At 46.6% G+C, this 13,781-nt stretch carries 12 protein-coding genes; 6 read left to right on the top strand and 6 right to left on the bottom strand.

The features are described 5' to 3' along the window. Window positions 1–112 precede the first annotated feature (112 nt). The 6 genes from pepN to nfsA all read left to right on the top strand — a co-directional run bounded on the left by pepN (window position 113) and on the right by nfsA (window position 8,077). The gene (pepN, locus tag H9W84_RS06895) at window positions 113–2,743 is read left to right on the top strand and encodes an aminopeptidase N (protein WP_239743709.1); all 2,631 of its coding nucleotides are present in this window, start codon (window positions 113–115) and stop codon (window positions 2,741–2,743) included. Between the two features lie 54 nt (window positions 2,744–2,797). Further along, window positions 2,798–4,069, top strand: a complete 1,272-nt coding sequence (locus H9W84_RS06890; protein ID WP_076774119.1) for a YbfB/YjiJ family MFS transporter — start codon at window positions 2,798–2,800, stop codon at window positions 4,067–4,069. A gap of 21 nt (window positions 4,070–4,090) precedes the next feature. Continuing rightward, the gene (locus tag H9W84_RS06885; protein WP_239742643.1) at window positions 4,091–4,846 is read left to right on the top strand and encodes a nitroreductase family protein; all 756 of its coding nucleotides are present in this window, start codon (window positions 4,091–4,093) and stop codon (window positions 4,844–4,846) included. A 39-nt stretch (window positions 4,847–4,885) separates the two neighbouring features. Further along, window positions 4,886–6,241, top strand: coding sequence for a solute carrier family 23 protein (locus H9W84_RS06880; protein ID WP_239742641.1), 1,356 nt, complete (start codon window positions 4,886–4,888; stop codon window positions 6,239–6,241). Between the two features lie 123 nt (window positions 6,242–6,364). Further along, on the top strand, window positions 6,365–7,228 hold the full coding sequence (locus H9W84_RS06875; protein ID WP_239742639.1) for an HpcH/HpaI aldolase/citrate lyase family protein: 864 nt from the start codon (window positions 6,365–6,367) through the stop codon (window positions 7,226–7,228). Between the two features lie 72 nt (window positions 7,229–7,300). Next, a complete protein-coding gene (gene nfsA, locus H9W84_RS06870) occupies window positions 7,301–8,077 on the top strand; it encodes an oxygen-insensitive NADPH nitroreductase (protein ID WP_239742638.1) in 777 nt (258 codons plus the stop codon). Window positions 8,078–8,198: 121 nt separating this feature from the next. On the opposite strand, the gene purB is transcribed toward nfsA, so the two are convergent. From purB to H9W84_RS06840, 6 genes are all read right to left on the bottom strand, one after another. Then, window positions 8,199–9,581, bottom strand: a complete 1,383-nt coding sequence (purB, locus tag H9W84_RS06865; protein WP_239742637.1) for an adenylosuccinate lyase — start codon at window positions 9,579–9,581, stop codon at window positions 8,199–8,201. 80 nt (window positions 9,582–9,661) lie between these two features. Further along, window positions 9,662–10,705: a multidrug resistance efflux transporter family protein gene (locus H9W84_RS06860; RefSeq protein ID WP_239742635.1), complete on the bottom strand. Its 1,044-nt coding sequence runs from the start codon at window positions 10,703–10,705 to the stop codon at window positions 9,662–9,664. A 73-nt stretch (window positions 10,706–10,778) separates the two neighbouring features. Continuing rightward, window positions 10,779–11,501, bottom strand: a complete 723-nt coding sequence (gene queE / locus H9W84_RS06855; RefSeq protein ID WP_239742632.1) for a 7-carboxy-7-deazaguanine synthase QueE — start codon at window positions 11,499–11,501, stop codon at window positions 10,779–10,781. Between the two features lie 74 nt (window positions 11,502–11,575). After that, window positions 11,576–11,980 (bottom strand): carboxymuconolactone decarboxylase family protein, encoded by a 405-nt coding sequence (locus H9W84_RS06850; protein WP_239742630.1) that lies wholly within the window; start codon window positions 11,978–11,980, stop codon window positions 11,576–11,578. A 99-nt stretch (window positions 11,981–12,079) separates the two neighbouring features. Continuing rightward, window positions 12,080–12,901, bottom strand: a complete 822-nt coding sequence (dapD, locus tag H9W84_RS06845) for a 2,3,4,5-tetrahydropyridine-2,6-dicarboxylate N-succinyltransferase (protein WP_239742628.1) — start codon at window positions 12,899–12,901, stop codon at window positions 12,080–12,082. A 170-nt stretch (window positions 12,902–13,071) separates the two neighbouring features. Next, window positions 13,072–13,761: an LrgB family protein gene (locus tag H9W84_RS06840; protein ID WP_239742626.1), complete on the bottom strand. Its 690-nt coding sequence runs from the start codon at window positions 13,759–13,761 to the stop codon at window positions 13,072–13,074. Window positions 13,762–13,781 lie beyond the last annotated feature (20 nt).

Here is a 13,781-nt window from a genome sequence, read left to right as displayed (position 1 = left end):
TAGCCACATTGAATGAGAATAATTTTTAACAACACATTGCGAGCTAAAGAAATATATGACCAACGTCACCGAAACCAACCAAACCGAAAACCCACAGCTATTAAACACCGAAATGCCCGATGTACCCACTAATATACCCACACCAGACCCCAGTTTAAAAAATAGTAACCAACCGCAAAAAATCTACCTAAAAGACTACACGCCGCCGGTCTTTAGCGTCAATCACATTGACCTTAACATCGAGTTGTTTGACGGCGCTGATAAAAAGCATGCAACCGTCACCGCCAATCTTGACATGACAAGAAACACGGCAGGCGATTTGGTACTCTTTGGACGAGAATTACAACTTGAATCAATTACCTTAAACGGCAAAACTTTAAGCGAAAGCGACTACCAACTAGACCAAGAAAGCCTAACGATTGTTAACGCGCCAGATAATTGTCAGATTACCACCGTTGTCACCATCGTGCCGCAAACCAATACCAGTCTTGAAGGCTTATACCAAGCAGGGGAAGGGGCGGACAAAATGTTCTGTACCCAGTGTGAGCCAGAAGGGTTTCGTAAAATTACCTTTTATCCAGACCGTCCCGATGTGCTTGCCACCTTCACCACACGCATTGAAGCGGATAAAACTTACCCAACGCTGCTTGCCAATGGTAATTTAATCGACCAAGGCGAGCTTGCGGGCGACCGTCATTTTGCGGTGTGGCAAGACCCTACTAAAAAACCGAGTTATCTATTCGCTTGCGTGATGGCAGATTTGGACGTATTGACCGATCAGTATGTCACTAGTGAAGGGCGTGAGGTGCTGCTTGAATTATACGCCAAGCATGAGAACATCGAGCAGTGCCATGTCGGCATGCAAGCGTTAAAAGACTCAATGAAATGGGACGAAGACAACTACGGACGGGCGTATGACCTTGACCGCTATATGATTGTGGCGGTTAGCCAGTTTAATATGGGCGCGATGGAAAACAAGGGATTAAATATCTTTAACACCGCTTGCGTACTATCTAGCCCAGAGACCACCACCGATCGCCGTAACTTTAATGTCAAAGCGGTGATTGCCCATGAATACTTCCATAACTGGACGGGCAACCGTATCACCTGCCGTGACTGGTTTCAGCTGTGCCTAAAAGAAGGCTTTACCGTATTTCGTGACCAGTCTTTTTCCGAAAGTCTGCATTCCCCTGCGGTACAGCGGATTGATGATGTGGCAACATTGCGAGCGGCGCAGTTTCCTGAAGATGCCAGCCCATTGGCGCACCCGCCACGCCCTGACCATTTTGTCGAGATTAATAATTTCTACACCGCCACAGTGTACGAGAAAGGCGCAGAAATCGTGCGCATGATTGCCAATACGCTTGGCAAAGACAAATTCCGCCAAGGCACGGACGAATATTTTCGCCGTTATGACGGGCAAGCAGTCACGGTTGAAGACTTGTTATCTGCACTGAGCGTTGCAGACCCAAGTATTGAAACATTTATTGATTGGTACACCCAGCCAGGCACGCCCACGTTATCAGGGTATTTTACTGTGGAAAATAACCGTCTGGCGCTATCGTTAAGCCAACAAACGCGCCAAGTGGCAGGCTATCCTGCACCAAAAGCCTTGCCGATTCCTGTTAAGATGGCGATTTTTAACCGTGCTACGGGTGAGTTGGCGAAAGAAGACTTGGTATTGTTAAAAGATGATAGCCAGAGCTTTGAATTTGATGGGTTATTTGCTAAGGCGGATTTTGACCCTGTGGTGTCATTGCTTCGTGATTTTTCTGCCCCTGTTCAGCTTAATTTTAATTATAGCAATGATGATTTGGCGTTTTTGATGCAGTATGAGACCAATGGCTTTAACCGTTGGCAAGCGGCACAGTTGTTGGTCAATCGTATTTTATTGCAAAATGCCGATACCGATGCCTATATCACGGCATTAAAAGCCAGTCTGCCAGCGCTATCAGAAACCGACCCCATGCTAGCGGCGCGGTTACTAGATATGCCAAGCGAGCGAGAACTAGGCAGTGCGATTCAGACCGACTATGACCCTAGCCAAGTTCGTGCCCGTCATCAAGCGGTCAAAAAAGCCGTGGCGGTAGAGCTTAAAGACATTTGGCAAAGTGCGTATGCCAAACTGCCGATTAGCGCGTATGAAGATACAGCCGAAGCCATGGGCGTGCGGGCGTGGCGAAATGTGGTGCTGGATATGGCGTTATTGGCAGGCGTGAGTGATGCCAAACATTGGGCGATTACCCAATACCAACAAGCGTCTTGTATGACTGAGCGTTTAGGTGCGTTAAATGCGGCGGTGGCGCATGGTTTGCCCCAAAAAGCCGAATGGCTTGCCGATTTTTACCAACGCTTTCATCATGATGCATTGGTGATGGATTTATGGTTTGGTGTCCAAGCCAATGACAGTCAGGCGAGCGTTGCCGATATTTTTGCGTTAACCTCACACCAAGACTTTGACATCAATACCCCAAATCGTGTGCGGGCAGTGCTCGGCGGATTGCTTGCACAGCCTACCAAAATTTGGACACAGCAGGGCGTTGAGCAGTATTTGAGCATGATGCAAGATTTGGATAAACGTAACCCACTGTTGGCGTCGCGTTTGATTCAAGGTTTATCAAATTGGAATGCCTTGGTAGCAGACAAAAAGTCAATGGTTAAACAGGCTTTGATATTAAGCCAAGCTAATATGTCGTCCAAAAATGTGAAGGAAACCTTGCAAAGTATGCTCAATAATCTTTAAAATGCAAGCTTAAACGCTGAAAGCCGTGTCAATAAAATCAAGGGGTAACGCAAAATGTCACAATCTGACCGACAACAGATTATATTTTGCTTTATCCTAGCGAGTACCGCGCTTGCGGTGGCAATGGGAATCGGACGATTTGCCTTTACACCGATTTTGCCTTTGATGATACAAGAAGGCACGGTGCATCTTGCGCAAACGGCGTGGTTATCAAGTAGCAACTATATTGGCTATTTGGTCGGGGCACTGTCACTGCTTAAAAGTAAGCGACATCCGCTTTTTGTCGTCTTAGGTCTTACCTTAGTGACGCTCACCACTTGGCTGGCTTCGCTAAGCAGCTTTGACTGGTTACTGGTGTTACGCTTTTTGGCGGGTGTGGCAAGCGCTTGGGTGCTGGTATCTATCAGTGCGTTTGCAATCAATTGGTTAAAATCAAGACAGATAGCCAGCAGTGGTTTGATTTATACGGGCGTCGGTATCGGTATCACCCTTACAGGATTGATTTGTAGCTATTTTATTTTTCAATCAGCGACGGCGACTATCGCGGCCCAGTCATCATTCAGTCCATTATCGAGTCGATTATGGCAGTATCTAGGCGTGATTGCGCTGCTCGCCACCCTGCTTGTCACCTTTCTGCTGGCGAAAATCAACTCGCAGTTTGCCTCAACAGCCGCTGCCTCAATAGCCGCTGCCAAAACCAACCCTAGCAAAGCTGCTTATACCAAAGCCAGCCATACCAATCCTACCGCTAGCATAACACCTGCCAAGCTAAAATTAGCGAATGTATTAACTGCCTACGGCTTATTTGGGTTTGGCTATATTTTACCTGCGACTTTTTTGCCACAAATCGCCAAGCAATGGTTATCGGGGCAAAGTTATTTGCTGATTTGGCCATTTTTTGGGTTGGCGGCGGCTTTGTCGGTGGTGTTGTCGCAGGGGTTACAACGCCGTTATAACAACTTTTCTTTGCTCGGCGTTTGGCGAGTGTCACAAATTATCATGGCGGTTGGTACATTATTGCCTGCGCTTTGGCAATCGTTGACAGGTTTGATGTTGTCAGCGCTGATGGTGGGCGGCACCTTTATGGTGGTGACGATGGCAGGGCTGCAAGTGGCGGCAAGCCAAGTCACGCACTACCCTAAATACAACTTAAGTGCGCTGATGACCGCAAGTTTTGCATTTGGGCAGCTTATCGGACCGCTAACTGCGCTAGTTGCAACAGGCAAAAATATTTGGCTTGCGTTGTTACCCGTCTCTGCCATCGTTTTGCTTATTGGGGTGGCGCTACTTTGGCGACCGTATCAACAATCATTAAATCATGTTTAAATCACTTTTAACGGGGCAATCATGAATAATCAAACTGTGAGTAATCAAACCATTGAACTTTTACAAAATCATCGGGTGTATCGAGAATTTGACAGTAGCGCCACTGTGCCAGATTCGCAATTAAACGACATCATCAAATGCGCCCAGCAAGCGCCCAGTTGGCAAAACGGACAGCACTACAGCATTATCAACATCAGTGATAAGGCGTTACGTCAAAAAATCGTCGATTTGCAACCGCGTAACCCACAGATAGCCCAATGTAGTGTGTTTTTGGTATTTGTGATGGATGGTTATCGCTCCTATTTGAGCAGTGAAGCGTATGATGGCAGCTTTGAGGGTTTTAAGGATAGTGATACATTGATTACCCTCGCTACCGATACGGCATTGGCGGCGCAAAATGCCACAGTGGCGGCAGAGAGTTTGGGTTATGCCACCTGTCCGATTGGCGGTTTGCGTATGATTGCCAATGACTTAATCGAACTGCTTCAGCTACCAAAATATACCTATCCAATTTTCGGCTTATGTATTGGTAAACCTAGCGTGGAAATGCGCCTAAAACCGCGTTTACCAAAATCTGCGGTGTATTTTGACAATCAGTATCAAGTTGACGCGTTACCACAAATGCTCGCCGATTATGAGCAAACCATTTTGGCCTTTAATGAAGCGCGTGAGCGTAAGCCATACCGTCAAAAATTTGCCGATTACTACAGTCAACCGTATGTCGCTGCTGCAGAAGATTGGCTCAAAGCGCAGGGTTTTTTGACAAAACAAAAATAACGTGTAAAATTCGCGCAGTTGACAGATGAGAGCAAAATTATGGCAAATTCGCAAAGACAACCCACCCATCAAAATACCGGCAATGATAGCGGCTGGTTCCCAAAATGGCAGCCTTACGATGGGCATTTAGATCATCATCCTGTGCGTATTCATGAGTATTTACCTGCTGATAAAAGTCTGTTACTTGGGCTGCAACATGCGTTTGCGATGTTTGGGGCAACTGTGCTTGCGCCGCTATTGATGGGATTTGATGCCAACCTTGCGATTTTGATGGCGGGGCTCAGTACGGTGCTGTTTTTCTTTTTGACGGGTGGGCGAGTACCCAGTTATTTAGGGTCAAGTTTTGCGTTTATCGCGCCCGTGATTACCGCGACGGCTTATACAGGTTCAGGCTTTAACGGTAATTTATCCGTGGCGCTCGGTGGTATTTTTGTCTGTGGTATTTTTTATGGCATGGTCGGATTACTGGTGATGAAAACAGGGGTTGGCTGGATTGAGAAACTCATGCCGCCTGTGGTAACCGGTGCGATTGTGATGATTATCGGGCTAAATTTGGCGCCAGTGACTATCAAAGGCGTGTCGGGCAACCAGTTTGATAGTTGGGTTGCGTTGATGACGGTGCTGTGTATTAGTGCGGTCGCTGTGTTTAGCCGCGGTATGCTACGTCGTTTGTTGCTACTGATTGGTTTGGTATTGGCGTATATAGCATATTTTGTGCTCACCAATGTGCTTGGGTATGGCAAGCCGATTGATTTTACCCCAGTTGCCCAAGCAGCTTGGGTTGGATTACCCAATTTTTATCATCCGACATTTGATATCAACGCAATGATTTTGATTGCCCCGGTTGCCTTTATTTTAATCGCCGAAAATTTAGGCCATATCAAAGCGGTAGAAGCCATGACAGGACAAGCGGTATCGCCCTATATGGGACGGGCTTTTTTCGCTGATGGTCTATGCACGGCGATGTCATCGAGCATGGGCGGTACGGGCGTGACAACCTACGCGGAAAATATCGGCGTGATGGCAGTGACCAAAGTGTATTCGACCACGGTTTTTGTGGTGGCAGGCTTGATTGCTGTGCTACTGGGTCTGTCACCAAAATTTGGCGCGATTATCCATACCATCCCAGCGCCATTATTGGGCGGTGCTTCCATCGTGGTGTTTGGACTTATCACGGTAGCAGGGGTCAAAATTTGGCTCGATAATCACATTGATTTTAGCAAAAATGCTAATTTAATCATTGCTGCGGTGACCGTCATTATGGGCGCTGGGGATTTTAGCTTGCATATTGGACAATTTAATTTGGGCGGTATCGGTACTGCGACAGTGGTCGCCATCGTGTTAAATTTACTGTTTAGCCGCAGTGAAAAAGCCAAATTGACGGTTTTAAAATAAGCTAAAAAACGCGCTACTTTGGGTAGGGCGTTGTTGCTTGATAAGCTGTTTGATAAGCTGTTTCATAAGTTATTTGCCAAAAAGAAAAATATGTCAGCAAAAATTGACGAAAAAGGATGTCACATGAGCGAAAACAATGTAGCAAAACCCAAGGGATTGAGCGCAACCAGTTATTTGTTTGTACCCGCCATCAATATTGAGCGGGTGGAAAAAGCCTTTGCCCGTGGCGCAGATACGGTGATAATTGACTTAGAAGACGCGGTCAGTGATAGTGTCAAAATGGAGTCGCGTGACAATGTGGTCAATTATCTAAGCGGCGCTGATGCCCAGCCTGTTTGGGTGCGTATCAATGCCGCAAGTAGCAACCACCAAGCAGGCGATATTGATTTGCTCAAATCTTTGCCAGCATCTGCAATGAACAACGTGATTGGGGTAGTGCTACCCAAAGTCGAGCACGCTATAGAGATTGACCGCGTCCGTCATGCGCTCTCCAAACCCATGATTGCCTTGATTGAGACACCTAAAGGCATGGCAAATATACCCGACATCGCCGCTGCGGCAGGATTGACTGCGCTCAGTTTTGGTTTTTTGGATATCTGTGAAAAATTGGGCGTGCGCGCAGACAGCGAGGCAGGGCAGATGGTTGCCAACCAAATCCGTTATCAGCTAAGCTTGCATAGTGCTATCAATGCGCTCACCCCACCGATTGAATGCGTATATCCGCCTTTTAATGACGATGAGGGTTTGACTCAGCGGGTCAATGGGTGGCGCGATTTGGGTTTTTCAGGGATGCTGTGTATTCATCCAAACCAAGTCGCCATTGTCAATGCACTGGCTAGACCCAGCCAAGCACAGCTTGCCTTTGCCAAAAAAGTGGTGGACCATTATGCGCAGACAGGGCTTGCGGCATTTGCCATGGATGGACAGATGGTCGATACCCCAGTGATTGTGCAAGCCCAAAAACTGATTCAAAAATACCAACCCTAAGCCTAATATCAAAACATAACCCAACCTATAACAAGACAAACCATAACAAGGCAAACTATAACAAGGAAAATCATGACAACGCATAGTGAGCATAGTAACAGTAAACCCACCCTAGAGACGATACTCAATCATCGCTCGATTCGCAAATTCACCAATCAGCCAATAGATGCAGCAACGTTTGAGCAGCTTATCGAAGCGGGGATGGCAGGCTCATCATCGGGATTTCTGCAGTCGGCGAGCATCATTCGGGTGACAGATGCAAAGCAGCGCTATGACATCCGCCGTATTTGCGCCGATGCCCAGCAAGCCAAAGACGGGGAAAAATACGGTCATCCCTATGTGGAGCACTGTGCCGAGCTACTAATTTTTTGTATGGACAACCACCGCCACCAAACCCTTGTACCCAACGCGCAAATTGATTGGACTGAAGTCACCATTGTTGGGGCGGTTGATGCAGCCATTATGGCGCAAAATCTGCTGCTAGCGGCTGAGAGCATTGGATTGGGTGGTGTGTATTTGGGCAGCGTCCGCAATGACATCAGACGGATGGGCGACATACTCAAACTGCCACAAGGCGTGGTGCCGCTATTTGGCATGGCATTGGGTTATCCTGACCAAAACCCTGCCATGCGTCCACGTTTGCCAAAGGCCTTGGTAGTTTCCACCAACCAATATGAACCCGCTGACAAATCCGCATTAGACCAGTATAACCAAACCGTTGCAGATTATTATGCGGCGCGTGGTCAAGCAGGGTCGGATTGGGTGCAAACCATTGAAAGTTATTTGGATAAACCCGTACGTCCCGAGGTGCTGCCTTATCTTAACCAACAAGGCTATGCCAAAAAATAACCCAAAGTTTAATCAACAAACTCACCTAAAAAAAATTCTGTAAAAAACTCGATTTAAAAAAAAGTCACGTAAAAAAAGGACGCTTAGGCGTCCTTTTTGATTTTTGATGAGCGAAAAAGTCTTATTTTAATAAATTTTTCAAGTTTTTGGCTTGCTGTGCTGCATTACCTGTATAAGTGGCAGGGGTCAAATCAGCCAAACGTTGACGCTCAGTTTCTGGCACCGCTGACAGCTCATCGCCATTGACAAAGTTGACCATCATCTCACGAGTCATGGCTTGACCGCGGGTCAAGGCTTTTAGTTTCTCATAAGGTTTTTCAACATTGTAGCGACGCATCACGGTTTGGATTGGCTCCGCCAACACTTCTTGTGCAAGTTCTAGGTCTTCATTGAGACGACTAGCGTTAAGCTCTAATTTGCCAATACCTTTTAAGCAGGCGTCAAAGGCAATCAAACTTTGAGCAAAACCTACCCCCATATTGCGAAGGACCGTTGAGTCGGTCAAGTCGCGCTGCATACGAGAAATCGGCAGTTTTTCACCCAAATGTGCCAACACGGCATTGGCAATACCTAGATTACCTTCTGAGTTTTCAAAGTCAATTGGGTTGACTTTGTGTGGCATGGTGGATGAGCCCACTTCGCCATCTTTGAGTTTTTGTTTGAAATAACCCAAGGAGATATACGTCCATACATCACGGTTAAAATCAATCAAAATGGTATTGTAACGGCGCAGCGCGTCAAACAATTCGGCGATATAGTCGTGTGGCTCAATTTGGGTGGTATACGGATTAAAGGTCAACCCAAGGCTGGTGACAAAGTTTTCGGCATTTTTTGCCCAGTCAATTTGTGGGTAAGCTGACAGGTGCGCGTTGTAGTTGCCCACCGCACCATTGATTTTACCTAGCAATTCTACGTTGTTAAATTGCTTGAGCTGGCGATGCAGACGGTATGCCACGTTTGCCATTTCTTTACCCAAAGTCGTTGGGCTCGCGGTTTGCCCATGCGTGCGCGAAAGCATGGGTTGGTCGGCATGGATTTCTGCGAGCGCGGCAATCTCATCAATGATTTTTTGCATCGATTGCGCCAGTACGTCGCGACCGGATTTCAGCATCAACGCGTGTGATAAGTTATTGATGTCTTCAGAGGTACAGGCAAAATGGATAAATTCACCCGCGTCTTTTAGCGCATCGATATCGGCAATTTTTTCTTTTAAAAAGTATTCAACGGCTTTGACATCATGGTTGGTGGTGCGTTCGATGTCTTTGATACGCATCGCGTCTGCTTCGCTAAAATTGGCTACAATCGCGTCCAAGCGCTCATTGGTCGCTGCCGAAAAAGGCTGAATTTCATGAATATCTGCATGATTGGCAAGGGTCTGCAACCAGCGCACTTCCACCGTCACACGGGCATGAATCAAGCCAAATTCTGACAGGTAAGGACGTAAACTATCCACTTTACTGGCATAGCGACCATCAATAGGTGAAAGAGCGGTCAAAGTATTCATCAAATAATCCTAATCGGTTAAATAAAGGGTTAACGTAAAAGTGCCTGCATTATAGCAAACTATCACAACGTGGACTACCGCTAGCGTTGCTTGGCAAACAGCACAAGCCCAATAATCACCAACGCAATCCCCACAAAACTTAAGCCTGATGGCATGGGCGTGTGCAGCAGCAACATACCGCCTAACAACGCAAAAATAATTTCACTGCCTTGTGTGGCATCGACGGCGGCCAGTTGTTGTGGCTGTTTGGCAAGACTACGGGCATGTAAAAAAGTGGTCGTACCGAGCACACCTGCCATCAAGGCAACCAAAAAACTAATGGTCATTTGTGAGACACTGGGCGCGGGCGGTTGTACCAGAAAGCCTAATACCAACCACATTGGCAATGACCCTAGCGACATCAGCCAGACTTTATGCAGTGGATTTGATAGCAGTGGGGAAGTGACTTGCGGTACTTTTTGTAGCAATTTGCTCGTTGCCAATTCGCTCGTTACTTTGCGCGCTTCATTGTTCGCTGCCTTGCTCATTTCATGGGTAGGATGGGTGGTGCCCCCTTTGGGTTGTGCTGCTTGCCAAATCAACTGATTACCTAAGGGAAAACAAAAACTGGCAATAAAGGCAGGCAGCGCACCAAATAGCAACAAAGCATGCCAATCAGTGCCTTGGCTCGTGCTATGCCTTAACCCTTCACCCACATTGGCAAGTACCACACCGATAAATACAATTACCGAATAGACAATGACTTTTTTTTGAAATGATTGGCCAAAAAAACTCAGCACTACCAAGCTTGCCACCACAGTAAATAAATAGGTCGCGGCAATCACCCATCCTTGCGCATAATCCGCCGCAAACGCCAGCAGTCCATACGTGCCAAGCCCAATGCCACCGGTCACACACCAAAACTGCCAATGACTGGCAAATAGTTTACATAGCGCTAATAGCTTGGATGGATTGAGTTTGTTTTGTAGCAAAATAAAAACCGATAACAACAGCCACATAAAAAAACAGCGAAAACTTGCTGACCAAAACCAATGTCCGCCTTGTACACTCATCAATTGATATAGTACAAACGACGTGCTAAAAAAAGCCGACGCAATCAGCCCCCAAACAATCATTTTTCCCATTGGCTTGATATTTCCCTAAGTTGTGTTCTAACGATTTGATAGTGGCTATTTGGCAGTGGTTATTTAACAGCGGCTATTTGCCTTTGGCATCTGCCCAAATGATTTTATGCAGTTGCAGTTGAAAACGCACTGGCAGCGCATCGGCAAGTATCCATTCTGCCAATTCAGTGGCAAGGGTAGGTACATTGGCTTGACGTTCTTCCACATTAAACATCGGAGAAAACCATACCGTTGCGACTTTTTTATCCAGTTGGTAGTCTGCGAGGATTTGTTTTGACCAGTCATAATCGTCGCGATTCATAATGACAAATTTGATTTGGTCATGGGCAGTTAAGTAGGGAAGGTTTTGCCACAGATTTTTATCGGCTTCTTGAGAGCTTGGGGTTTTGATATCCATGACCTTAGATACCGCCGTTGGCACCTCTGCCACGGACAGCGCGCCCGAAGTTTCAAGCGAAATTTCGTAGCCATGCGCCAGTAGCAAGTTCATCAAAGCGATTGCATTGGGCTGGGCTAAAGGTTCGCCACCTGTCAAACAAATACGCTGGCACGGAAAACTCTGACACACTGCCAAAATCCCCGCCAAACTCATGCGCTCGCCGCCGACAAAGGCATATTCGGTATCACAATACACGCAGCGCAGCGGGCAGCCCGTCAATCGAATAAAAATCGTCGGCAATCCTGCGGTCAAGGCTTCACCTTGCAGCGAGTAAAAAATCTCAGTGACTTTAAGTCCTGCTTCGGGGTCAGTGGTAGGGATATGGATGTTGCGTAATGATTTGGTTTGGTTTGGCATAGAGTTGATTTAGCTAATGACAATGAGTGGCTATTTTATCAAATTTATGCCAATAAATCTTTTGGATTAACCGGTTAAAGCAGTTTCATATCGCCCAAAACTTCAACGGCTGCCCGAAACGCTTCTTGTGCCGCTGGTGCACCGCAGTAAGGTAGGCTATGTAGTAGCACTTCTTGAATTTCTGCTACACTTGCGCCGTTATTAATCGCCCCGCGAATATGCCCTTTTATTTCTGTTGGGGATTTTTGCGCGATTAAAAAGGCGAGCGTGATTAGCGAGCGGGTTTTGCGGTCTATTCCTTTTCCATCAGTGTCGTCGCGTTGCCATGTTGAGCCCCACGCGTGTTCATTAATCCAGTCTTGTAGTGGGGCAGTAAATTCGGTGACTTGTGACAAGGCACGCTCCACATGCGCTTCGCCCATGACTTGTTTGCGTACCGCAATGCCGTTTTCATACGGGGTGTTTTGTTGTGACGACATACTGTTTCCTTTAATAAAGGCTATAAAAATGAGCGCTGTAAAAAAAGCAAACCATGGCTGATTTGCTTTAAATAATTTACGGTTATCTTGACTAAAAATCTAGTCCATTCTGAGCAAATCGTTGATTGACGTTTTAGAGCGGGTTTGCGCGTCTACTTTTTTCACGATTACCGCACAGTACAAGCTATGCGAGCCATCTTTGCTTGGCAAACTGCCCGACACGACCACTGACCCTGCAGGAATACGGCCGTAACTGATTTCGCCTGTTTCGCGGTCTAGGATTTTGGTTGATTGACCGATATACACGCCCATCGAAATCACCGAGCCTTCCTCAACAATCACACCTTCAACGATTTCTGAGCGCGCACCGATAAAGCAGTTGTCTTCAATAATAGTTGGATTGGCTTGTAGCGGTTCAAGGACGCCGCCAATGCCGACACCACCTGATAGATGCACGTTTTTACCGATTTGGGCGCATGACCCCACTGTTGCCCACGTATCGACCATTGTGCCTTCATCGACATAGGCACCGATATTGACGTAAGATGGCATCAAGATAGCGCCTTTGGCAATGTATGAGCCTTTACGCGCGATGGCAGGTGGCACCACGCGCACGCCCGCTTTGGCAAATTGTTCATCGCCCCAATCGGAAAATTTGGTTTCGACTTTATCAAAGAATTGCAGGTCACGACCACCATTCATGATGCGGTTGTCGTTCAGACGAAAAGATAATAATACTGCTTTTTTGACCCATTGGTTGACGATCCATTCACCGTCTTTTTTTTCTGCCACGCGCAAGGTACCCGCATCGAGCTGGGCGAGCACATCATTGACGGCGGCACGCACATCGTCGGTGGCATCATTGGGGTTGAGGTTGGCACGGTTTTCAAACGCATCTTCAATAATCTGTTGTAATGACATAATTTTTTCCTACAATCCAAAAAAAGGTAGGTCATTGTCGCTAATTTTATTTTGTTTGGCAAATATTAATACGTCATTTTGGCAAGTTTTCATGAGTAGATAGCTTTGATGGGTTGTAAAATCACAGCAGGTATTAAAAGGCATGTGTTAAATAGCTTAAAAAGCATGGGTTAAATAGCCGTCATTAAATGAATCAGCGCAGGACCAAAAAATACCATAAATAACCCTGCCAATACCATCGTCAGACTGGCAATCACGCCTTCGCTTTCATGGCGCTGACTGGCTCTTGCGGTACCAAAACCATGTGATGCATTACCAAATGCCACGCCGTGGGCAAGATGAAAACGAATTTTTGACCACGCCAGTACCATATCGCCAATCACCATGCCGACCACCCCAGTAATTAAGGTAAATAGCGAGACGAGCGCCGCTGAACCATGAATCTGCTGCGCCAAATCAATGGCAAATGGGGTAGAAATTGACCGTGCCATCAAACTGTAGGTGAGGGTGGCATCAAATTTAAATACGCTAGCAAACACCATGATGCTAGCAATACCCACCAACATGCCCACCACAATCGATACCGCAAGCACGACAGCATAGCGATAAATCAATTGACGATACTGATAAATCGGTATAGCAAATGCCACGGTGGCAGGGCCCAACAACTCAACAATCCAAGCGGTATCGGCAAAATAGGTTTGGTAAGAAATCCCAAGCACAATCATCAAAACAATCGTTACCGTCGCCACTGTGATGGCAGGATTGAGCCAAAATTTTGGGTAACGGGCATACACCCGCTTTGCTAAAACATACGCCAAGATAGTCCAGATTAAACAGCCGATAGAGATAATATTCATAGTAAATTACGATGTGTATG

The organism is Moraxella tetraodonis (assembly GCF_022359095.1).
Lineage (GTDB): Bacteria > Pseudomonadota > Gammaproteobacteria > Pseudomonadales > Moraxellaceae > Faucicola > Faucicola tetraodonis.
Note: the sequence above shows the minus strand (reverse complement) of the source record. Positions and strands in the feature narration are given on the sequence as shown.

What these genes read in the sequence shown, in the direction of transcription:
- pepN (WP_239743709.1), top strand. Translation starts at nt 113, where the DNA reads ATGCCCGATGTACCCACTAATATACCCACACCAGACCCCAGTTTAAAA.
- H9W84_RS06890 (WP_076774119.1), top strand. Translation starts at nt 2,798, where the DNA reads ATGTCACAATCTGACCGACAACAGATTATATTTTGCTTTATCCTAGCG.
- H9W84_RS06885 (WP_239742643.1), top strand. Translation starts at nt 4,091, where the DNA reads ATGAATAATCAAACTGTGAGTAATCAAACCATTGAACTTTTACAAAAT.
- H9W84_RS06880 (WP_239742641.1), top strand. Translation starts at nt 4,886, where the DNA reads ATGGCAAATTCGCAAAGACAACCCACCCATCAAAATACCGGCAATGAT.
- H9W84_RS06875 (WP_239742639.1), top strand. Translation starts at nt 6,365, where the DNA reads ATGAGCGAAAACAATGTAGCAAAACCCAAGGGATTGAGCGCAACCAGT.
- nfsA (WP_239742638.1), top strand. Translation starts at nt 7,301, where the DNA reads ATGACAACGCATAGTGAGCATAGTAACAGTAAACCCACCCTAGAGACG.
- purB (WP_239742637.1), bottom strand. Translation starts at nt 9,581, where the DNA reads ATGAATACTTTGACCGCTCTTTCACCTATTGATGGTCGCTATGCCAGT.
- H9W84_RS06860 (WP_239742635.1), bottom strand. Translation starts at nt 10,705, where the DNA reads ATGGGAAAAATGATTGTTTGGGGGCTGATTGCGTCGGCTTTTTTTAGC.
- queE (WP_239742632.1), bottom strand. Translation starts at nt 11,501, where the DNA reads ATGCCAAACCAAACCAAATCATTACGCAACATCCATATCCCTACCACT.
- H9W84_RS06850 (WP_239742630.1), bottom strand. Translation starts at nt 11,980, where the DNA reads ATGTCGTCACAACAAAACACCCCGTATGAAAACGGCATTGCGGTACGC.
- dapD (WP_239742628.1), bottom strand. Translation starts at nt 12,901, where the DNA reads ATGTCATTACAACAGATTATTGAAGATGCGTTTGAAAACCGTGCCAAC.
- H9W84_RS06840 (WP_239742626.1), bottom strand. Translation starts at nt 13,761, where the DNA reads ATGAATATTATCTCTATCGGCTGTTTAATCTGGACTATCTTGGCGTAT.